This is a genomic window from Bradyrhizobium sp. CCBAU 45321 (genome assembly GCF_028128975.1).
In the GTDB taxonomy this organism is placed as follows: domain Bacteria; phylum Pseudomonadota; class Alphaproteobacteria; order Rhizobiales; family Xanthobacteraceae; genus Bradyrhizobium; species Bradyrhizobium yuanmingense.
On record NZ_LFKZ01000124.1, the window covers coordinates 122,790 to 143,248 of the forward strand.

Consider the following 20,459-nt stretch of genomic DNA (forward strand, 5'->3'; position numbering starts at 1 on the left):
GAAGTGGGGACCGAGACATTGAACATTCAATACATTCTCGCTGTCGCCGGCGGCGGAGCGCTCGGCGCGGTCATACGCTATCTCGTTGCGATCGGGTCGGGCCGCGCGTTCGGTACGGATTTTCCGTGGGGCACGCTGATCGTCAACGTCACCGGATCGTTCCTGATCGGCATTTTCACCGCGCTGTTCGCGACCAAATGGAACCTGCCGCAGGCCGCGCGGATGTTTCTGACGGTCGGGATTTGTGGCGGATACACGACGTTCTCGACGTTCTCGCTGGATGCCTGGTTTCTGATCGAGCGCGGCCAGACATGGGCATCCGCCGCCTACATGATTGCGTCGGTCGTGCTGTCGGTGGGCGCTCTGATCGCCGCATTACAGCTCGTTCGCGCGCTTCCGTAACTCGAGCAGGCGCAAGTCGTGCATTCCTGCCCAGCCGCGACGGCATAGTGGCGAGCGGCCGCGTATCTTGGAGCGCTGCCCGCTCCTGCGGTATGATGCGTTGGCTGGTGGCTCATCCGAGCCAGAGCGTTTCGGGACACGATGAACGATACCGTCACCAAACCGAAAACCAGGACCAGGACCAAGGTCGAGCGGCCGAAGCTCCACAAGGTCATCCTGATCAACGACGACTACACGCCGCGTGAATTCGTCACCATGGTGCTGAAAGCCGAATTCCGCATGACCGAGGATCAGGCCTATAAGGTGATGATCACCGCGCACAAGCTGGGCGCCTGCGTGGTGGCCGTATTCACCAAGGACGTCGCCGAAACCAAGGCAACGCGCGCCACCGACGCCGGCCGTGCCAAGGGCTATCCGCTGCTGTTCACGACAGAGCCGGAGGAGTGAGGCATACAGCCTAGAAGTGCGGTCAAGGCGCGCCAAGATGATCTGGCCGCGTGCTACTTCAATTTGGCAAAGACCTTGCTGAACTCCGGAAGCTGCAGCCTTCGCTTCTCCTCCTGCCATTCAGCTTCATTGAAAGGGCCACTCACGGATACCTGCACCAAAACGTCCCGCTCATTCGCCTCTCGTGCGATATAGTAGAACTCCGTGACCGAACGGTTCGGTTGCTCTCCCCGCTTGCGCGGGTGGCGAGCGAACACGATGTACCGGGCATTCGCGCCGGCCTGAAACACCGTAGGCCCCGGCAGACCATCGCCTACACAATCTGCATCGGTGCCGATGGATCGGCAAAGCATCATATCTTCATCGACGTCGAGGGCGACGAGACGATAAGGCCCATCAACCGCTTCGTCTTGAACGAACCCGCAGCCAGTCAGGCACAGGGAGAGCGCCAAGGATGCCCATGGTCTCACATGCGAGAGCACGGATCGACTTTCACGCCATCACCACCGACGTCTCATCCGCCAGCCCGTACACACGCTGCGCCTTGGAGAATCCCGCGATCGGAAACTCGCCGAGCTGGTGCCAATCATGGCGGCAGACATTGGCAAAACCTTCCGAGGCGACGACGGTCCGCCCCAGGCGCCCCGTGATCTTCTCCAGCCTTGCGGCGAGATTGACCGCCGGGCCGATGCAGGTGAAGTCGAGGCGGTTGCCGCCGCCGATATTGCCGTAAAGGATGTTGCCGACATGCAGCGCGACGCCAAAGCGGAAGCGCTCGACGACGGCGCCGACCGGAAAGGCGAGCGCCTCGACGCTGGCGCGGGATTCGCGCGCCGCCTCCAGCACGTGCGCGCAGACATGGGCGGCATCGCCGACATATTCGTCGATCGGGAACACGGCGAGCAGGCCGTCGCCCATGAACTTCAGCACCTCGCCGCCATGGTTTCGGATCGCCGTGACCTGGCAGTCGAAATAATGATTGAGGATCTGGACAACCGTCTCGGGCGGCAGCCGGTCCGACAGCGCGGTGAAGCCGCGCAGGTCCGACAACCAGATCGCGGCCTGCATGGTGTCGTGGTGGCCGCGGCGGATCTGGCCGCCGAGAACGCGCGCGCCGGCGCGGTTGCCGACATAGGTGTCGAGCAGCATCTCGGCGGTGCGCCGCTGGCTGATGATCTCGCTGATGCGCGCGAGCGGCGTCACGAGGGAGCGAATCGTCGCGATGTCGTCGTCGCTGAAGCCGCCGGACTGCTTCGTAATCCAGCTCGTCGCGTGAATGGAGCCGTCGAGAAAAGGCACCGGCACCGCGACATAGTCGGTCGCGCCTTCGGCGCGCATGTCCTCAAGGAACGGAAATCGCTTGCTGTCGGGATCGCTTGCGCGGCCCCTGACCTCGATCCCCTGCTCGAACACGACGCGCAGCGGGCTGCGGGCGAATTCGGGCGTGTCCAGGATCTCGAAATCGACGCTGCCGACTTCGACTCCCTGGCCCTGCTGCCAGATGAAGTTGCGGCCGAAAACTTCGGGATGCAGCGTACGGATGAAGATGCCGAACCGCCACAGCGGCAGGCCGGCCGCGACCAGACGTTCGCAGAAATCGGCAATCCCTACGGCCGGCTCCTGAGCCGCCCAAGTGCCGTCAATCAGCCAGTTGGAGATGCGCTGAAGCTCGGAGCTGTTCATGGCCGCATTTGCGGACGAAGTTGTGGAGCCGTCAAGCTGCGCGGTGGACTAGTACCGCAAGTTCAGCGTCCCACCTGCCCGCGATCGCGCAGGAAGTGATCGGCCAGCACGCAGGCCATCATGGCCTCGCCGACGGGGACGGCGCGGATGCCGACGCAGGGGTCGTGGCGGCCCTTGGTGAATATCTCGGTCTCGGTACCTTGCCGATCGACGGTGAGACGCGGCTGCAGGATCGACGAGGTCGGCTTCACCGCGAAACGCACCACCACGGGCTGTCCGGTGGAGATGCCGCCCAGCACGCCGCCGGCGTGGTTGGAGAGGAAGCGCGTGCCGTCATTGCCGGAACGCATCTCGTCGGCGTTCTCCTCACCAGTCAGTTCTGCCGCACCAAAACCGGCGCCGATCTCGACGCCCTTCACGGCGTTGATGGTCATCATCGCGCCCGCCAGATCGGAATCGAGCTTGGCGTAGATCGGCGCACCAAGACCTGCCGGCACGCCTTCGGCGACGACCTCGATCACGGCACCGATCGAGGAGCCGCTCTTGCGGATGCCGTCGAGATAGGTCTCGAAGAACGCGGCCTTGTCCTTGTCCGGGCAGAAGAACGGATTGTTGGCGACCTCGTCCCAGTCCCACTTGTCGCGGTCGATCTTGTGCGGGCCGATCTGCACCAGGGCGCCCCGCACCTTGACGTCGGGCAGCACTTTCCGGGCGATGGCGCCGGCCGCAACGCGCATCGCGGTCTCGCGCGCCGAGGAGCGCCCGCCGCCGCGATAGTCGCGCAGGCCGTATTTCGCCTCATAGGTGAAGTCGGCGTGACCGGGACGAAACTTGTCCTTGATCTCGGAATAGTCCTTCGAGCGCTGGTCGGTGTTCTCGATCAGAAGGCCGATCGGCGTGCCCGTCGTCACCTGAACGCCAGTCTCGGGATGGGCCATCACGCCAGACAGGATCTTCACCTGGTCCGGCTCCTGGCGCTGGGTGGTGAAGCGCGACTGGCCGGGACGGCGGCGGTCGAGATCCCGCTGGATGTCGGCCTCGGTGAGCGGGATCATCGGCGGGCAGCCGTCGACCACGCAGCCGATCGCCACCCCATGGCTCTCGCCGAAGGTGGTGACGCGGAACATGTGGCCGAAGGTATTGAAGGACATCCCGAACTGCCGCGTAACGTTGACTTGCAACGTTTATGATGAATGTCACCGTGACCTAACGCGATCTGAAGGGGCGGTCAAATGCCTGCCACAGCGTCATGGCCGGGCTTGTCCCGGCCATCCACGTTCTTGCGCACACCAAAACCGAAAAAGTCCGTGGATGCCCGGGACAAGCCCGGGCATGACGGTAGGGATGGGGCGGCCCCTAACTACACTTCTCCAACCGCCCGTCGCGGAACACGTAGACGGCGCCCTGCTCGATATAGAGATCGGCGGCGCTTGCCGGTGTCTCCAGCCCCAGGGACACCATCAGGGCCCGGCAGGTCCCGCCATGGGCCACCGCGACGGTGTCGGTCAGGAGTTGGTCGTACCAGGCGCGCACGCGGACCTGCACGTCGGCGTAGGTCTCCCCACCCGCAGGCCCCACGGTCCATTTGTCGGCGAGACGCCTGGCATAGATGTCCGGATCCCTCGCCTCGCTCTCGGCTAGCGTCAGCCCCTCCCAGGTGCCGTAGCCGATCTCGCGCAGACGATCATCGAGCGCGTAATCGGCAGGCGGCAATTCGAGCTTGCCGCGCGCGAGCTCCATGGTCTGGCGCGCACGGCCGAGCGGGCTCGACACGTAAGCCAGCGCGGCCTTGTCGTGCCCGTCGCGCTTGAACAGGTCGGCGAGAATGCCGCCAGCCTGCACGGCCTGGCTGAGGCCGCGCGCGTTCAGCGGAATGTCCCTGGTGCCCTGAAGCCTGCCGAGCGCATTCCACTCGGTCTCGCCGTGGCGAAGATAGTAGATCGTAGGCTTGGGCATTTCAGTTAGAGGCTAGTCCTTCCCGCCAAGCGAGATATCAGGCGCATCCGGCCGCTTCATGCCGAGCACGTGATAGCCGGAATCGACGTGGTGCACCTCGCCGGTGACGCCGCGCGAGAGGTCGGAGAGGAAATACAGCGCGCTGCCGCCGACGTCTTCGGTGGAGACGTTGCGCCGCATCGGCGCGTTGGTCTCGTTCCACTTCAGGATATAGCGGAAGTCGCCGATGCCGGACGCCGCCAGCGTCTTGATGGGACCTGCCGAGATCGCGTTGACGCGAATGTTCTTCTCGCCGAGATCGGCAGCGAGATAGCGCACGCTGGCTTCCAGCGCCGCCTTGGCCACGCCCATGACGTTGTAGTGCGGCATCCACTTCTCGGCGCCGTAATAGGAGAGCGTGATCAGCGAGCCGCCATCCGTCATCAGCTTCTCGGCGCGCTGCGCCACCGCCGTGAACGAATAGCAGGAGATCAGCATCGACTTCGAAAAATTCTCCTGCGTGGTGTCGACGTAGCGGCCGTCGAGCTGCTCGCCATAGGCGATCGCATGCACCAGGAAGTCGATCTTGCCCCATTTCTCCTTCAGCACAGCGAAGACGGCATCGATGGTCGCGGCATCGGTGACGTCGCAATGGCCGAGCACGAGGCCGCCGATCTCGGCGGCGAGCGGCTCGACGCGCTTCTTCAGCGCATCGCCCTGATAGGTGAAGGCGAGCTCGGCGCCCGCGGCGTGGCATGCCTTGGCGATGCCCCAGGCGATCGAGCGGTTGTTGGCGACGCCGAGGATGACCCCGCGCTTTCCTTGCATCAGACCCGAATTCTGCGCCATTTTTTGCACGTCCCGTCGAACTCTCGTTGAGGTCTGGAGGTACACCAGCCCTCCCCCGCGGTACAGCCCTAATCCGCATTAACGCTGTTTCGAGTGCCGGAATAGCCGTTCCGCTTGGGTGTTATGATCGCTATAGGCGCGCGCCTAACGCCAGGGATGTCAGGACCGCAATGAGTGCGTTTCGCCAGAGTGTGGAAGCCATGATCCCGGCGTTGCGCCGCTACGCCCGCGCGCTCACACGCGATGCCGATGCGGCCGACGATCTGGTCCAGGATACGTTGGTACGCGCGCTGCGTTCGGAGCGGCTGTTTCTCGGAGGCGACGTCAGGAGCTGGCTCTATACGATCCTGACCAACCTCAACAAAAACCGACGGCGCTCGCTGGCAAGGCGGCCGCAATTCATGCCGCTGACGGATAACAACCCCGATGCAAGCGGGACCGAGGCCGAAGGACGCGACATCGAGAAGGCGCTGACCACCCTCGTCGAGGAGCAACGTTCGGTGCTGCTGCTGGTGATGCTGGAAGGCATGAGCTACCGCGAGGTTGCCGACATCCAGGGCGTGCCGATCGGCACCGTGATGTCGCGCCTGGCGCGCGCAAGAGCCCACGTCAAAGCCTCGCTGGAGGGCGAGCGTACGGCGCTCAGGCGGGTGAAATGATGGCCGGGTCGATGCATCGAACGATCTCCGCCCGCAGCCGGATAGTGAGCTGCGCGAAGCTAACTCGCAGAAGACATTTTGGGCCGCAGAGCCAGAGACGACCGATATGAACGACCGCAACATCCCAGTGACCGAGGACGAACTGCACGCCTATGTCGACGGCGAGCTGCCGGCCGAGCGACGCGCCGACGTCGAGGCCTTTCTTGCCGCCCACCCCGAGGACGCCGAGCGGGTGCAGTCCTGGCGGACCATGGCCGAGATGCTGCACGCGCGTTACGATTCGATTGCCCATGAACGGGTGCCCGCACGGCTCGAGCTCGAGAGGCTGGAGCGCCGCCCGCGGCAATGGTTTTATGGCGCCGCCGCGGCCGTGCTGGTCGCCTTCGTCGCCGGCGGCACCGCCGGCTGGGTGGCGCATGGCGCCGCCAACGCACCCTCGACCTTCCGGAGCTTTACGGCGGACGCACTCGATGCCCACCGCCTCTATGTCGTCGAGGTCCGCCACCCCGTTGAGGTCGGCGGCAACGAGCGCGATCACTTGCAGGCCTGGCTGACCCGGCGCTGCGGCTGGACCGTGTTCGCGCCGAACCTGGAGGCGAGCGGGCTGAAGCTGGTCGGCGGCCGGCTTCTGCCGGGACCGAACGGCCCGGCGTCGTTCCTGATGTACGAGGGCGCTTCGGGCGAGCGGTACACGATCTACAGCGCCAAGACCGAGAATGGTGCGACGCAAATGCGCTACGCCAAGACGGACAAGGACGGCGCGTTGTTCTGGTCCGAGCGCGGCGTCGGCTACGTCGTCAGCGGCAGCAGCGATCGCGAGCGGCTGACCAAGGTGGCGCAGGCCGTCTACGACCAAGCAGAGAAAAATGGCACCTAGACAACCGCACAAGCGCTGTGCCTAGATTCCGTCATCGAAAATTTGGAATCAGGACATCGACGCGTCTCATTATCGCACCGGGTGTTCACGCGATTATGAGTGGCGTTCGATCCGCCGATCGACGCGGGCGGCCTCGATTGGGGTTTTTGGTACCGCGCTGGTCCCCCTCTCGAGGCCGCACCTTTTTATCGGCTGCCCCGCCGGACAGCCGACACGTCGAAACCATGAAGCGCTACCACGCCTCAGGCGTATGATGGGCATCATCTCCAGAACGATGCCGTGGTCCTTTAGGAGAACCCCTTCAGTTCGCTCTCGCCCTAACCGACACCGCTACGTGGATTGTAGGGGTGTTGGTCCCGCCACTTCTCCATCAATGCTTCAAGCTCGGCGTCGTTCCCGTCCGGTAGCATAATCCTGATGATGACGAAGAGATCCCCGATTCCGCCGGCTTTCGGAAGGCCCTTGCCCTTGAGGCGGAAGGTCCGACCGCTGGAGGTGTTCTTGGGGACCGAGAGCTCCACGGCATTGCCGAGGGTCGGCACGCGGACCTTGCCGCCGAGCACCGCCTCGTAGAGCGTGACCGGCAGGTCGATCCTGAGGTCTGCGCCTTCGACCTTGAAGAACGGGTGCGGTGCAATGTTGATGGTGATCAGGAGATCGCCGGGCGGATGGCCCTGCGCACTTTCTCCCTGCCCCCGCAGCCTGATCTGCTGGCCCTCGGTGACCCCGGCCGGAATCTTGACGTTGAGCTCCTTGCCCGTCGGCAGCCGGACACGCTTCTCGCCGCCCTTGACCGCCTCTTCCAGCGAGACGCTCATGGCGACGTTGACGTCGAGATCGAGCCCGATGCCGCCAGTGTCGAACTCGAACTGGGCGCCGGCTCCGGGCCGCGCGCCGCGCATCCCGCCGCCGAACATGCTGTTGAGGATGTCCTCGAACGCGCCGCCGCCCGGGCCGCCCGCACCGCCGCTTCGGAACGTATAGCTTTCGAATCCGCCAGGGCCCGCGCGGCCGCGAGGACCGCCGCCGCCCGGAAAACCCTGGAAGCGCGGCTTGCCCTCGGCGTCGATCTCGCCGCGGTCAAACTGCTTGCGCTTGTCCTCGTCGCCGAGGATCTCGTTGGCCGAGTTGATCTCGGCGAAGCGTTCGGCAGCCTTCGGATCACCCTTGTTGCTGTCAGGATGGTGCTTCTTGGCCAGCTTGCGATAGGCGCTCTTGATCGCGGCAGCGCTGGCGCTCCGCGGCACCCCCAAGACCTCATAGGGGTCGCGCATTCGTCACGTCTCCTTCAAGAAATCGAATTGTTCAAAGGGCTCCCCGCCCCACCTGCGGGTGATGTGGGAAGAGAGTGGCATTTTTGCAACTAGGAACGCGAGCTGAAGCTCTATCTTTGGAGCATGGTCTGATCGGAAAACCGGTTCCCACGTTTCCGGATCATGCTCAGCTCCGCCACGGCTTTAGCGTATGAATCTCCCAACGGCCACGGCCGCTTTGGCAGCCGGCGCCCTGGAGCCAGCTTTCGGTATTGCCGTTGACGTAGCTCGCCAGGAAGTCGCGGCATTTGCGCCCGTCCTCGGCGGCGTAGGACTGGGCGATGGGCGTCACCGAGCCGCGCGCCCCGGTCTCCGGATTCTCCCAATGCTGGCTGGAATCCTTGTCGCCCTTGCTGAGGACGTCGGAGGCGGCATTGCGGGTGAAGGCGAGATCGGTCTCGGTCGGGGGAGCGTCCTTCGCCGGCCGCGCGATCGAGCCGGTGAGGTCGCTGTCCTCGGCCTTGGCATAGGCGCTGCCGTCGTTGCGGGAAAAGCTGCAGCCGCCGGCACCAAGCCCGATCAGAATCATCGTCATGACGAAGCCGGACGGCCGGATCGCCGATAGGCCAACGCGTCCCCATGCCCTATATAGGGCGGTAGCGGACAACAACGCGTTTTGGGCCGCGGGACGCAACTCGGACTCCGGACATGACCGACACGACCTCGATGAAACACCAGACACCCTTAACATCCGGTGATTTCACCGCCGCCGACGAGCCATTTGCGTTGTTCGAGGCCTGGCTGAACGAAGCGGTCAAGAGCGAGCCGAACGATCCGAACGCCATGGCGCTCGCAACGGTCGATCCCGACGGGCTGCCTGATGTGCGCATGGTGCTGATGAAGGGCTTCGATACCGAGGGTTTCGTCTTCTACAGCCATATCGCCAGCCAGAAGGGCCGCGAACTCGCCGCAAATCCTAAGGCAGCGTTACTTTTTCACTGGAAGTCGCTGCGCCGTCAGGTCCGCATCCGCGGCAACGTGACGCCGGTGACCGACGCCGAGGCCGACGCTTATTTCGCGACCCGACCGAAGCAGGCCCAGATCGGCGCCTGGGCGAGCAAGCAATCGCAAGAGCTGGAGAGCCGCTTCGCGTTCGAGCAGGCCATCGCCAAGGTCGCGGCCAAATACGTCATCGGCGAAGTGCCGCGGCCGCCGGGCTGGAGTGGCTGGCGCATCACGCCGTTGCGGATCGAGTTCTGGCACGACCGCCCGTTCCGCCTGCACGACCGCATCGAATTTCGCCGTGACGCCGCGGGCCAACCGTGGTCCAAGACGCGAATGTATCCGTAAGCTTTGGGCCGACCTGAAAGATGTCCATGCCGCATTCGTCCAATGCGCCGCGCCGTACGCTGCTCCTGACCGGAGCCAGCCGCGGCATCGGCCACGCCACCGTGATCCGTTTCTCCTCGGCCGGCTGGCGCGTCATCACCTGCTCGCGGCACCCTTTCCCCGAGGACTGCCCCTGGGACGCCGGGCCGGAGGACCACATCCAGGTCGACCTCGGCGATCCCCAGGACACCGCGCGCGCGATCTCGGAGATCCGCAACCGGCTCGAGGGCGGCATGCTGCATGCCCTGGTCAACAACGCCGCGATCTCGCCAAAGGGCCCGGGCGGCTCCCGGCTCGGCTCGGTCGACACCGACCTCGAGACCTGGACGCACGTCTTCCACGTCAACTTCTTCGCGCCGATCATGATGGCGCGCGGGCTGATCGAGGAATTGAAGGCGGCAAAGGGCTCGGTGGTGAACGTCACCTCGATCGCGGGCTCGCGCGTGCACCCCTTCGCCGGCGCCGCCTATGCCACCTCGAAGGCCGCATTGGCTTCGCTGACACGCGAAATGGCCTCGGACTTCGGCCGCGTCGGCGTGCGCGTCAACGCGATCGCGCCGGGCGAGATCGACACCTCGATCCTGTCGCCGGGCACCGACAAAATCGTGGAGCAGCAGATCCCGATGCACCGCCTCGGCACGCCCGACGAAGTGGCAAAGATCATCTACGTGCTGTGCACGGACACCAGCTCCTACGTCAACGGCGCCGAGATCCACATCAACGGCGGCCAGCACGTGTAGACGGGCACTGTCATTGCGAGCGAAAGCGAAGCAATCCAGACTGCCTCCGCAGAGACAGTCCGGATTGCTTCGTCGCTTCGCTCCTCGCAATGACGGAAGTGGAAATGGCCGCTCAGGGAAGCAAGGCGATCCAGACAACGCCGCCGCAAGGCCTGGATCGCCCTTACCTTCCGTTCCTCAATCGAGTCGAATCCGACGTGACCGCTTGCGCGGCCGCGGAGCGGCCGTGCTGAATGCAGTCGAGCAGTCGTCGTCGTTCTCACCATCGAGCAGCGGAGCACCACAGTGCCGGCACATGCGTGCCGACATCGACGGCGCCTTGCCGCTCGTCATCGCCTGACGGTAGTTCGCCAGATCGATGACGTTGCGGGGCGACGTTATGTGTTTCTCAACCATGGCTGTTCCTCGCGGCTACGCCCTGCTTATCGCAGACAAGTTTCGCGCAAACGTTCAGCCCACCGCTCAAATTTTACCGGAGGAATTGCGGCATGACACACGCGTCACCGCGTCGCCGCAATCCCGATCGATTCTGCGACACGATTCATCGTGTCTATGCGAGCGGCGTAAGGTCTCGGTAGGTATCTTTGCTCGCGCACGATCCTACAGCCACTTCTTCCACTTGAAGATCCAGTACGGGACGATGGCGGCGATCAGCATCATCACCAGCGCCATCGGATAGCCGTGCACCCATTCGAGTTCCGGCATCACCTTGAAGTTCATGCCGTAGATCGAGGCGATCAGAGTCGGCGGCATCAGGACAACGGCCATGACCGAAAACAGCTTGATGATGTTGTTCTGCTCGAGATTGACGACGCCGAGCATGGCGTCGAGCACGAAGGTGATCTTGCTGGAGAGATAGGAGGCGTGATCGGTCAGCGAGGCGACGTCGCGCTGCATGGTCTTGAGCTGCTCGCGCATGTCCTTCGACCACTTCACGCCCTCGACCACGGCGGACAGGAACGTCACGACGCGGCCGATCGACACCAGGCTCTCGCGAACCTTCGAGGTCAAATCGCCCTTGCGGCCGATCGAGATCAGGATCTGGGAATATCGCTTGGCGTGGCCGTGGCGCTCGCTCTCCGGCTCGAAGATCTCGTGGGAGACCTGGTCGATCTCGGCGCCGCAGCGCTCCAGAATGTCGGCGCAGCGGTCGATCACGGCGTCCAGGAGCTCCATCAGCACCATCTCGCCGGTGATCGAGGGCGTGCAGGAGCGGGCGAGCTTGGCCTCGACCAGCGCAAAGGGCTTGGGCAGGTCGTAGCGGACCGTCACCAGGCGGTGGTCGCCGAGGATGAAGGTCACCGCCGTGGTCCGGGGCATGTCGGTATCGGAGTGGCACATCAGCGTCGCGGTCATGTAGCGCGCGCCGTTCTCCATATAGAGGCGACTGGAGATCTCGATCTCCTGCATGTCTTCCCGGGTCGGGATGGCGATGCCCGCCAGCCGCTCGACCGCCTTGTCCTCGGCAGCCGAGGGGTTGACGAGGTCGATCCAGACTGCGTTCTCCGGCAGCGCTGTGAGATCCTCGACAACCGCCTTCTTGAGGGAGGTCTCGGAGGGAACGAACACCGAAAACATCAAAAGCTCCAGAGATCCTGCGACAGAACGACAGCCCTTAGCGCGATTCTGACAGGTTCACGATGACAACAACATTAACGGAGCGTTTAGATCCGCGGCGGCCCCAAGGCTTAACTGTGGCGCCGGAGGAACAGTCTGGCGCGTCTTACCAAAAAAACCCGCACGACATCCCCAAATTTGCGGCAGAAAAGCCACAGCTGCGGTCTTACAGCCCTGGAAAACGGCTTCAGCGCTGGAATTGTGGCAGATTTCAACCATAATGGGCTTAACGGAGTCGAGGAACTTGAGCGCTACGCTCAGGTCCCTTCCGCACGGTATTGTTTTGATTGGAACCAAACCATGTCGTCGCTGAGAATTATTTTTGGGATTTTGGCCGCTGGCCTGCTGCTGTCGGGCTGCATGCAGGCCACCACGCGCTACGAGGCGACGGACACCAAGGCGTTCAAGCCTAAGGATAAAGAGCTCCTTGCCAAGGTGAAATACGAGAATACCGCGGTCGCAGAACCGTTCCGCCGCGCCATTGTCGAATTCCACCGCAAGGAAGCGCCGGGCTCGATCGTGGTCGATTCCGACAACCATTACCTCTATTACGTGCTGGAGGGCGGCAAAGCGATCCGCTACGGCATCACCGTCGGCGAAGAAGCTATGGCCTGGTCGGGCATCGCCAAGGTGGCCAGCAAGACCGAGTGGCCGGCCTGGCACCCCACCCCCGGCGAAATCTCGCGCTTGGGCGTGCCGACCTATGTCGCACCCGGACCGGACAATCCGATGGGCTCCCGCGCCCTGTACCTTCATTCTGGGGGCAAGGACACGCTGTTCCGCATCCACGGCACCAACCAGCCGGAATATATCGGCGCCTCGATCTCGTCAGGCTGCATCCGCCTGACCAACGAGGACGCGATCGATCTCTATGATCGCGTCAAGCTCGGCACCCTCGTCGTGGTGCTCGAGCCCAAGCACGGCGATTCGCCCTACAAGCCGCGCCTCGCGCTCCAGGGCGGTTCCAGCTCACCCTACTAAGCAGGCCTTGCCCGAGGCTTTTCAAAGGCGCCGGTTTCACCGGCGCTTTTTTGTTGCCGGCTGGTGTGATCTGGCTTTGTTGCCATCCGCCGCCGGCTTGTTGGCAGGCGCAGGAGGCGTCTCCGCCCCACCGTCGTCGGCGCCCTCCTTTGCCTCGGGCTTGGCCGCGACCTCGCGCGGCGGTGCCTCCTCGGGACGTTCCGCCGGCAGCAGCGGTGCGACCTGAGGCAGCGGATCCCACACGTTCCACTGGCAAATCCGGTAATCGTTGCGCCGTTGCACGAGATCGAGATGGATGTGGTCCTCGTGGTACCAGTCCGAACCCGGGCCGAGCACGGTGGAAAAGCGAGTGCAGACCGAGTGCAGCACGCGCTCGCGCACCTCGCGCGAGGTGGTGCGGTCGGTCAGGCCGATCGACTGCCCATTGGCGAGCTTGACGGCGCGGATGTCGATGGCATTGGCCTTGCCGTGCTCGGACAGCATCGCGCCGGCCACGCGGTTGCGGCCGCGGCACTCGAAGCTGTCGAAATTGTCGAGCTCGCTGACGGCGGAGCCGAGGCTGGTCGCCAGCGGCGCCATGTCCTTGCGCACCCAATCGGCGAGCGCGGACGCCATGGTGCAGCGGAGGATGGCCGCCGGCTTGACCGTCACCTTGCGCTTGTCCGGCAGCACGATGGCCTCCAGCCGCACCAGATCCTCGCCGCCACAGGCACCCGGACCGCGGATATCCGGAATGGACGGCGCGATCGCGATCTCCTCGGTCAGCGCCAGCCGGCAGGCCGAGGCCTGCTTCTCGGGCGGCGGCGCGGCTTCGGCGGGCTTGTCCGCGCTTGGCTTGTCGGGGGACGGCTTGTCGGGGGACGGCTTGCCGTCTGCCTGCGCCGCCCCCTCATCCGACGCTTTGGGGGCCTCCTCGGGACGCGGCTTCGGCAGCGGAATCCTCGCGGCGCGAACGGTTGCGCGGGGTTTCGGTGCTCCAAGGTTGAAGATATCGAGCGGCGCAGGATATTTCCGCGCCTCTGCCCTTTCGGCGAGCAGCAACAGCCCCGCCGCAGCGGTAACCATTGCCGCGCCGGCGGACATATAGCCGCGACAAGACCATTTGCGACGAAAGTCCGGCAGGCTAAAACTCATGGCAATTCTTTGGCCCAACGCTGAGAGCGATAACGCGCCCAGCGACTTCTCGGAGGAACGTCGGAATGCTTGGTTTGATGCAAGATTGGCCCCTGCTCTGCCACCGGATCATCGAACACGCCGCCAGGATTCATGGCAAGCAGGAGGTGGTCACACGCTCGGTCGAGGGACCGATCCATCGCACCAACTACGCCGAGATCCACAAGCGCGCGCTCAAGGTCTCGCAGATGCTGGAGCGCGACGGCATCAAGCTCGGCGATCGTGTCGCAACGATCGCCTGGAACACCTGGCGCCATCTGGAGGTCTGGTACGGCATCATGGGGATCGGCGCCATCTGCCATACCGTCAATCCGCGCCTTTTCCCCGAACAGATCGCCTGGATCATCAATCATGCGCAGGATCGCGTCGTGATGACCGATCTCACCTTCATTCCGATCCTGGAGAAGATCGCGGACAAGCTGCCCAGCGTGGAGCGCTACATCGTGCTCACCGACAAGGCTCACATGCCGGAGACCACGCTGAAGAACGCGGTCGCCTACGAGGACTGGATTGCGCAGGCCGACGGCAAATTCAAATGGAAGGACTTTGACGAGAACACGGCGGCGGCGATGTGCTACACCTCCGGCACGACCGGCGATCCCAAGGGTGTGCTGTATTCGCATCGCTCCAACGTGCTGCACGCGCTGATGGCCAACAACGTCGACGCGCTCGGCACCAGTGCGTCCGAGACAATGCTGCCGGTCGTTCCGCTGTTCCATGCCAACAGCTGGGGCATCGCCTTCTCCGCGCCCTCGCAGGGCACCAAGCTGGTGATGCCGGGCGCCAAGCTCGACGGCGCCTCGGTCTACGAACTGCTCTCGACCGAGAAGGTGACGCACACCGCCGGCGTGCCGACGGTGTGGCTGATGCTGCTCCAGCACATGACCGCCAACAATCTCAAACTGCCGGATCTGAAGATGGTGATCTGCGGCGGCTCGGCAATGCCGCGCTCGATGATCAAGGCCTTCCTCGACATGGGCTCGAACGTCCGCCACGCCTGGGGCATGACCGAGATGAGCCCGATCGGCACCGTCGCGGCGCTGAAGCCGCCGTTCCAGAATGCGACCGGCGATGCCAGGCTCGACGTGCTGCAGATGCAGGGTTATGCGCCGTTCGCCGTGCAGATGAAGATCACCGACGATGCCGGCAAGGAACTGCCCTGGGACGGCAAGACCTTCGGCCGCCTCAAGGTCTCCGGTCCCGCCGTCGCCAAGGCCTATTACCGCGTCGACAGCAACATCCTCGACGAGGACGGCTTCTTCGACACCGGCGACGTCTCGACCATCGACGAGGACGGCTATATGCGGATCACCGACCGCTCCAAGGACGTGATCAAGTCCGGCGGCGAGTGGATCTCCTCGATCGACCTCGAAAACCTCGCGGTCGGCCACCCCGCCGTGGCGGAAGCCGCCGTGATCGGCGTATTCCACCCCAAATGGGACGAGCGGCCGCTGCTGATCGTGCAGCTCAAGCAGGGCCAGCAGGCCACGCGCGAGGACATCCTCAAGTTCATGGAGGGCAAGATCGCCAAATGGTGGATGCCCGACGACGTCGCTTTCGTCGACGGCATTCCGCACACCGCCACCGGCAAGATCCTGAAGACGGCGCTGCGCGACCAGTTTAGGGATTACCGGTTCCCGAACGCTGCGGCGTAGGCAGTGGTGCTCACCCTCCCCTGGAGGGGGAGGGTCGATCGCGCGCAGCGCGAGCGGGGTGGGGTGATCTCTCCGCTCGGGCAGTGTCGGATGTGGAGAGATCGTCACCCCACCCCGTCTCACACTTCGCTGCGCTCCATGTGAGCCGACCCTCCCCCTCCAGGGGAGGGTAAGAGGGTGATCGACCCTTGAATTTGCCCCTCGGCCGTGGTCTCAACGGCGCATCGTCGCGCCAGATCGGCCGGCATCGCCAACCCCGGCAGAGCTCACCCGATGGCCCGCAGGTTTTCCGCTCCCTACCAGTCGGAGCCCGTGTCCAGCCTCGCGAGCTGGGCGCGCAATCTGGCCGTGTTCGCGGTTCTGGCGGTGGTGGTGTCGATCATCGTCGTCCGTTTCGATTTCCTGGAGCCCAAGCCGGCGCTGGCGACGTTCATCGGCGGGCTCGCGATCGCCGGCCTCTCGATCCTGTTCGGGCTCGCCGGCTTTGCCGCAATCTGGCAGAACGGCTCGCGCGGCATGGCGCGCATCCTGCTCGCCTTCCTGATCGACGGGGCGATCCTCGCCTATCCCGCCTATCTGGCCGTTCAATATCGCAAGCTGCCGTCGATCTACGACATCACCACCGACCCGATCGATCCGCCGCGCTTCGATGCGCTGGCGCGCCTGCGCACCGGCGAGGGCACCAACACCGCGGTCTATGCCGGCCTCTATTCGGCGGAGCAGCAGCGCCATTTCTATCCCGAGATCGAGCCCGTCGAGCTCGAGATCTCGGCCGACCGCGCCTATGCGATCGCGCTTCAGCTCGTCCACAAGCGCAAATGGATCGTGATCGACGAGCGCGCACCGCAGCCGCCGCGCCGCATCGGCCGCATCGAGGCGGTGGCGCGCACGCCGATCATGGGTTTCCGCGAGGACGTTTCGATCAGGGTCGTGCCGGATGGCGATGATTCCCGCGTCGATATCCGCTCTGCGTCGCGCAATTTCGACAGCGACCTCGGCAGCAACGCCGCACGCGTCAAGACATTCATCGACGACCTCAACACCGCCGCCGACGCCGATGCACTCAAGCCGGTGAAGAAGACGCCGGTGACGCCGCCCAAGGCGCCGGCGAAGACGGTGAAGAAGTGACTTGGCGAATGGGGAGTAGCGAATAGCGAATGGAGCCGCCCATTCGCTATTCCCCATTCGCTATTCGCCCCTAGGCCATCCGATAGGTCCCGCCGATCACGGGATCGCCATCCGTCGCCACCACGCCGCGGGCGACCAGATCTTCCAAATGCGCCAGCACGGAATAGCCGGCAGCTGTCGTCAGGCGCGGATCGATACCGATATAGATCGCGCGGACCATGGTCGGGATGTCGGTCTCGCCCTTGGCGAGGCGGTGCAGGATCGAGGCCTCGCGTGCCTTGCGGTGGCGGATCAGGAAGCGCACGAAGCGCTGGCCTTCGGGAATCTCGGGGCCATGGCCAGAGAAATAGAGATCCTCCTCGCGGGCGGCGAGCCGGTCGAGCGAGTCCATGTAGTCGATCATCGAGCCGTCCGGTGGTGCCACGATCGAGGTCGACCAGCCCATCACGTGATCGCCGACAAAGTTGAACTTCCGCTCGGGCCAGGCGAATGCCAGATGATTGGCGGTGTGGCCGGGCGTCGCGACGGCCTCGAGCCGCCAGCCGTTGCCTTCCACGACGTCGCCGTGTGCGAGATTGACGTCCGGGGTAAAATCGCGGTCGGCGCCCGATTCCGGATTGTGCTTCTCGCTCTCGAATCGCGGCCGCGAGGCGCGATGCGGGCCTTCGGCATAGACCGGCGCTCCCGTCGCCTGCTTGATCCGCGCGGTGTTCGGCGAATGGTCGCGATGGGTGTGGGTGACGAAGATGTGCGTAACGGTCTCGCCACGCACGGCATCGAGCAGCGCCGCCGCATGCGCCGCATCGTCTGGACCGGGATCGATGATCGCGACATTGCCCTTGCCGACGATGTAGCTGACCGTGCCCGTGAAGGTGAACGGGCTCGGATTGTTGCAGAGCACGCGCCGCACGCCGGGGCGGACCTCCTCGACGATGCCGGGCTTCAGCGGAAAGTTGCGGTTGAACGGGACGTCGTCGTTGTCGGACATGGGACTTCCTGTGCCACACTCTTCGCCGTCATACCCCGCGAAGGCGGGGTATCCAGTACGCCGCAGCGCCAGTGACAAAAGCGAAGTCTCTGGGATACTGGATCGCCCGCCTGCGCGGGCGATGACAGTTGAGCAAGCTAGCCGCGGCGGAAAAACACAGTGACTAGAAGAACGCCTGAATGCCCGTGATCGCGCGGCCCAGGATCAGGGCGTGGACGTCGTGGGTGCCCTCGTAGGTGTTGACCGTCTCGAGATTATGGACGTGGCGCATCACGTGATACTCGATCGAGATGCCGTTGCCGCCGTGCATGTCGCGGGCGGTGCGGGCGATGTCGAGGGCCTTGCCGCAATTGTTGCGCTTCATGATCGAGATCATCTCGGGCGCGAACTTGCCCTCGTCCATCAGGCGGCCGACGCGAAGCGAGCCCTGCAGGCCGAGGGCGATCTCGGTCTCCATGTCGGCGAGCTTCTTCTGCACCAGCTGGGTCGCGGCGAGCGGCTTGCCGAACTGCTTGCGGTCGAGCGTGTATTGGCGGGCGCGATGCATGCAGTCCTCGGCGGCGCCAAGCGCACCCCAGGAGATGCCGTAGCGGGCGCGATTGAGGCAGCCGAACGGGCCCTTGAGGCCGGAGACGTTGGGCAGCAGGGCGTCCTCCGGGACCACGACGCCGTCCATCACGACCTCACCGGTGATGGAGGCGCGCAGCGAGAGCTTGCCGCCGATCTTCGGCGCGGACAGGCCCTTCATGCCCTTCTCCAGCACGAAGCCGCGGATCTGGTTGTCGTGCGCGGCCGACTTGGCCCAGACCACGAAGACGTCGGCGATCGGCGCGTTCGAGATCCACATCTTGCTGCCGGTGAGGCGATAGCCGTCCGACACCTTCTCGGCACGGGTCTTCATGCCGGCCGGATCAGAGCCGGCGTCGGGCTCGGTCAGGCCGAAGCAGCCGACCCACTCGCCGCTGGCGAGCTTGGGCAGGTACTTCTTGCGCTGGTTCTCGTCGCCATAGGCGTAGATCGGGTACATCACCAGCGAGGACTGCACCGAGTTCATCGAGCGATAGCCGGAATCGACCCGCTCGATCTCGCGCGCGACGAGGCCATAGGCGACGTAGCTCGCATTGGCGCAGCCATATTCTTCCGGCAGCGTGATGCCGATCAGGCCGAGCTCGCCCATCTCGTTGAAGATCTCACGGTCGGTCTTCTCCTCGAGATAGGCCTTGGAGACGCGCGGCAGCAGCTTGTCCTGCGCATAGGCGCGGGCGGTGTCGCGCACCATGCGCTCGTCTTCGGTGAGCTGCTCGTCGAGCAGGAACGGATCGTCCCACTGGAAAGAAGCCGCAGCCGGCTTGTCCTTGGCCTGAGGGCGCACGCTCATGAAACGTCCTTTCGCGTCTGGTTCCGTCGATAATTGCCCGACAAAGTAAAGCGCCGCGGCAACAAGTTCAATTGCATCCTGGCTTCGGTCGTTCCGGGGTGGCGCTTTCAGCGCGACCGGGAAAGACAATGCGTGTCAGCTTTCGAGCTGCTCGTTGGCGACGATCTCGATGCCGAAGCCCGACAGGCCCTTGTAGTCGTGCACCGACGAGGTGAGATGCCGGATCGAAGTCACGCCGAGGTCGCGCAGGATCTGCGCGCCGACGCCGACCTCGCGCCACTGGCGGTTGCGGTCGGCCTCCGTCGACGTCTCGTCCGGCAGCGGCGAAACGGGCACGCCGGCCGCGCCGTCGCGCAGGTAGACCAGCACGCCGCGGCCGGTCTTCTTGAAATGCTCGAGCACGGCGGCCATGCGCTTGTGGCCGGTGAAAGTGTCCTTGACGATGTTCGGCTTGTGGAAGCGCGTCAGCACGTTCTTGCCGTCGCCGACCCCGTTGTAGACGAAGGCGACGTGAGCGATGGAATCGAACGGTGAACGGTAGGCATAGCCCTGCAAGGGACCGATCGGGCTGTCGGTGACGAAGGTCGAGACCCGCTCGATCAGCTTCTCGCGCGCCTGGCGGTAGGCGATCATGTCCGCGATGGTGACGTGCTTGAGCTTGTGCCTGACCGCGAATTGCGCGACCTGCTCGCCCTTCATCACGCTGCCGTCGTCGTTCATGAGCTCGCTGATGACGCCGACCGGCGGCAGGCCGGACAGCTTGCAGAGGTCGACGGCGGCCTCGGTGTGGCCGGAGCGCAGCAGCACGCCGCCGTCCTTGGCGATCAGCGGAAAGATGTGGCCGGGCCGGGCGAAGTCGTTGGCGCCGACATTGGGATTGGCGAGCGCACGGCAGCACGAGGCGCGCTCCTCGGCGGAGATGCCGGTGCCGCCGTCGGGCTTGTAGTCGATCGAGACCGTGAACGCGGTGGTGTGCGCGGAATCGTTGTGGGCGACCATCGGATCGAGCCGCAGCCGGCGCGCGTCCTCGGTCGTCACGGGCGCGCAGACGATGCCGGAGGTATGGCGGATGATGAAGGCCATCTTCTCGGCGGTGCAGAGCGAGGCGGCGACGATCAGATCGCCCTCGCCCTCGCGGTCCTCGTCGTCGGTGACGACCACGAGCTCACCCCGGGCAAAGGCCTGCAAGACTTCCTGAACGCTATCGGGCATTTCCCAATCTCTATCGGTTATGGCCGGGAGGCTTAGCCGGACTTGGGTCGGGGCGCTAGTCTCCCCAGCGCAACCACATATGCCCGAGGGCGG

At 64.5% G+C, this 20,459-nt stretch carries 22 protein-coding genes; 9 read left to right on the plus strand and 13 right to left on the minus strand.

Annotation, left to right across the window (positions count from 1 at the left end):
* Positions 1-18: 18 nt before the first annotated feature.
* Entirely contained in the window at positions 19-402 is a 384-nt protein-coding gene (gene crcB / locus ACM43_RS20750) for a fluoride efflux transporter CrcB (RefSeq protein WP_271542485.1), read from the plus strand.
* Between the two features lie 141 nt (positions 403-543).
* Entirely contained in the window at positions 544-849 is a 306-nt protein-coding gene (gene clpS, locus ACM43_RS20755; RefSeq protein WP_036004073.1) for an ATP-dependent Clp protease adapter ClpS, read from the plus strand.
* Positions 850-902: 53 nt separating this feature from the next.
* On the opposite strand, the gene ACM43_RS20760 is transcribed toward clpS, so the two are convergent.
* From ACM43_RS20760 to fabI, 5 genes are all read right to left on the minus strand, one after another.
* Positions 903-1,301 carry a hypothetical protein gene (locus tag ACM43_RS20760; protein WP_271542488.1) on the minus strand — a complete coding sequence of 133 codons (399 nt, stop codon included), beginning with the start codon at positions 1,299-1,301 and terminating at the stop codon, positions 903-905.
* A 40-nt stretch (positions 1,302-1,341) separates the two neighbouring features.
* Entirely contained in the window at positions 1,342-2,532 is a 1,191-nt protein-coding gene (locus tag ACM43_RS20765; protein WP_271542490.1) for an adenylate/guanylate cyclase domain-containing protein, read from the minus strand.
* A gap of 62 nt (positions 2,533-2,594) precedes the next feature.
* Positions 2,595-3,683 (minus strand): chorismate synthase, encoded by a 1,089-nt coding sequence (gene aroC, locus ACM43_RS20770; RefSeq protein ID WP_271542492.1) that lies wholly within the window; start codon positions 3,681-3,683, stop codon positions 2,595-2,597.
* A 205-nt stretch (positions 3,684-3,888) separates the two neighbouring features.
* Positions 3,889-4,488, minus strand: coding sequence for a histidine phosphatase family protein (locus ACM43_RS20775; protein ID WP_271542494.1), 600 nt, complete (start codon positions 4,486-4,488; stop codon positions 3,889-3,891).
* A gap of 12 nt (positions 4,489-4,500) precedes the next feature.
* A complete protein-coding gene (gene fabI, locus ACM43_RS20780; RefSeq protein WP_018648668.1) occupies positions 4,501-5,316 on the minus strand; it encodes an enoyl-ACP reductase FabI in 816 nt (271 codons plus the stop codon).
* 170 nt (positions 5,317-5,486) lie between these two features.
* On the opposite strand from fabI, the gene ACM43_RS20785 reads away from it, so the two are divergent.
* A complete protein-coding gene (locus tag ACM43_RS20785; protein ID WP_157284797.1) occupies positions 5,487-5,975 on the plus strand; it encodes an RNA polymerase sigma factor in 489 nt (162 codons plus the stop codon).
* A gap of 106 nt (positions 5,976-6,081) precedes the next feature.
* Positions 6,082-6,852, plus strand: a complete 771-nt coding sequence (locus ACM43_RS20790; protein WP_157284796.1) for an anti-sigma factor family protein — start codon at positions 6,082-6,084, stop codon at positions 6,850-6,852.
* Between the two features lie 317 nt (positions 6,853-7,169).
* Here the strand turns inward: ACM43_RS20790 and ACM43_RS20795 are convergent, their stop codons facing one another.
* The gene (locus ACM43_RS20795) at positions 7,170-8,126 is read right to left on the minus strand and encodes a J domain-containing protein (RefSeq protein WP_271542501.1); all 957 of its coding nucleotides are present in this window, start codon (positions 8,124-8,126) and stop codon (positions 7,170-7,172) included.
* A 166-nt stretch (positions 8,127-8,292) separates the two neighbouring features.
* Entirely contained in the window at positions 8,293-8,700 is a 408-nt protein-coding gene (locus ACM43_RS20800; RefSeq protein ID WP_036004044.1) for an RT0821/Lpp0805 family surface protein, read from the minus strand.
* A gap of 113 nt (positions 8,701-8,813) precedes the next feature.
* On the opposite strand from ACM43_RS20800, the gene pdxH reads away from it, so the two are divergent.
* Entirely contained in the window at positions 8,814-9,455 is a 642-nt protein-coding gene (pdxH, locus tag ACM43_RS20805) for a pyridoxamine 5'-phosphate oxidase (RefSeq protein ID WP_271542503.1), read from the plus strand.
* 26 nt (positions 9,456-9,481) lie between these two features.
* Entirely contained in the window at positions 9,482-10,234 is a 753-nt protein-coding gene (locus ACM43_RS20810) for an SDR family NAD(P)-dependent oxidoreductase (protein ID WP_271542505.1), read from the plus strand.
* 177 nt (positions 10,235-10,411) lie between these two features.
* Here ACM43_RS20810 and ACM43_RS20815 read toward each other — a convergent pair whose 3' ends face one another.
* Positions 10,412-10,630, minus strand: a complete 219-nt coding sequence (locus ACM43_RS20815) for a hypothetical protein (RefSeq protein WP_271542507.1) — start codon at positions 10,628-10,630, stop codon at positions 10,412-10,414.
* Between the two features lie 204 nt (positions 10,631-10,834).
* Positions 10,835-11,812: a magnesium transporter CorA family protein gene (locus tag ACM43_RS20820; protein ID WP_109144626.1), complete on the minus strand. Its 978-nt coding sequence runs from the start codon at positions 11,810-11,812 to the stop codon at positions 10,835-10,837.
* A gap of 339 nt (positions 11,813-12,151) precedes the next feature.
* On the opposite strand from ACM43_RS20820, the gene ACM43_RS20825 reads away from it, so the two are divergent.
* Positions 12,152-12,832, plus strand: coding sequence for a L,D-transpeptidase (locus tag ACM43_RS20825; RefSeq protein WP_157284789.1), 681 nt, complete (start codon positions 12,152-12,154; stop codon positions 12,830-12,832).
* A 36-nt stretch (positions 12,833-12,868) separates the two neighbouring features.
* Here the strand turns inward: ACM43_RS20825 and ACM43_RS20830 are convergent, their stop codons facing one another.
* On the minus strand, positions 12,869-13,966 hold the full coding sequence (locus ACM43_RS20830; protein ID WP_271542510.1) for an extensin family protein: 1,098 nt from the start codon (positions 13,964-13,966) through the stop codon (positions 12,869-12,871).
* A gap of 65 nt (positions 13,967-14,031) precedes the next feature.
* Here ACM43_RS20830 and ACM43_RS20835 point away from each other — a divergent pair, with 65 nt between their 5' ends.
* Both ACM43_RS20835 and ACM43_RS20840 read left to right on the plus strand, forming a co-directional pair.
* On the plus strand, positions 14,032-15,660 hold the full coding sequence (locus ACM43_RS20835) for a fatty-acid--CoA ligase (RefSeq protein ID WP_271542512.1): 1,629 nt from the start codon (positions 14,032-14,034) through the stop codon (positions 15,658-15,660).
* Between the two features lie 273 nt (positions 15,661-15,933).
* Positions 15,934-16,788 (plus strand): DUF1499 domain-containing protein, encoded by an 855-nt coding sequence (locus ACM43_RS20840; RefSeq protein WP_271542514.1) that lies wholly within the window; start codon positions 15,934-15,936, stop codon positions 16,786-16,788.
* 70 nt (positions 16,789-16,858) lie between these two features.
* Here ACM43_RS20840 and ACM43_RS20845 read toward each other — a convergent pair whose 3' ends face one another.
* The 3 genes from ACM43_RS20845 to ribB all read right to left on the minus strand — a co-directional run bounded on the left by ACM43_RS20845 (position 16,859) and on the right by ribB (position 20,366).
* Entirely contained in the window at positions 16,859-17,776 is a 918-nt protein-coding gene (locus tag ACM43_RS20845) for an MBL fold metallo-hydrolase (RefSeq protein WP_271542516.1), read from the minus strand.
* Between the two features lie 163 nt (positions 17,777-17,939).
* Entirely contained in the window at positions 17,940-19,154 is a 1,215-nt protein-coding gene (locus ACM43_RS20850; RefSeq protein WP_036004014.1) for an acyl-CoA dehydrogenase, read from the minus strand.
* Between the two features lie 135 nt (positions 19,155-19,289).
* Positions 19,290-20,366, minus strand: a complete 1,077-nt coding sequence (gene ribB, locus ACM43_RS20855; RefSeq protein WP_036004011.1) for a 3,4-dihydroxy-2-butanone-4-phosphate synthase — start codon at positions 20,364-20,366, stop codon at positions 19,290-19,292.
* Between the last annotated feature and the right edge of the window lie 93 nt (positions 20,367-20,459).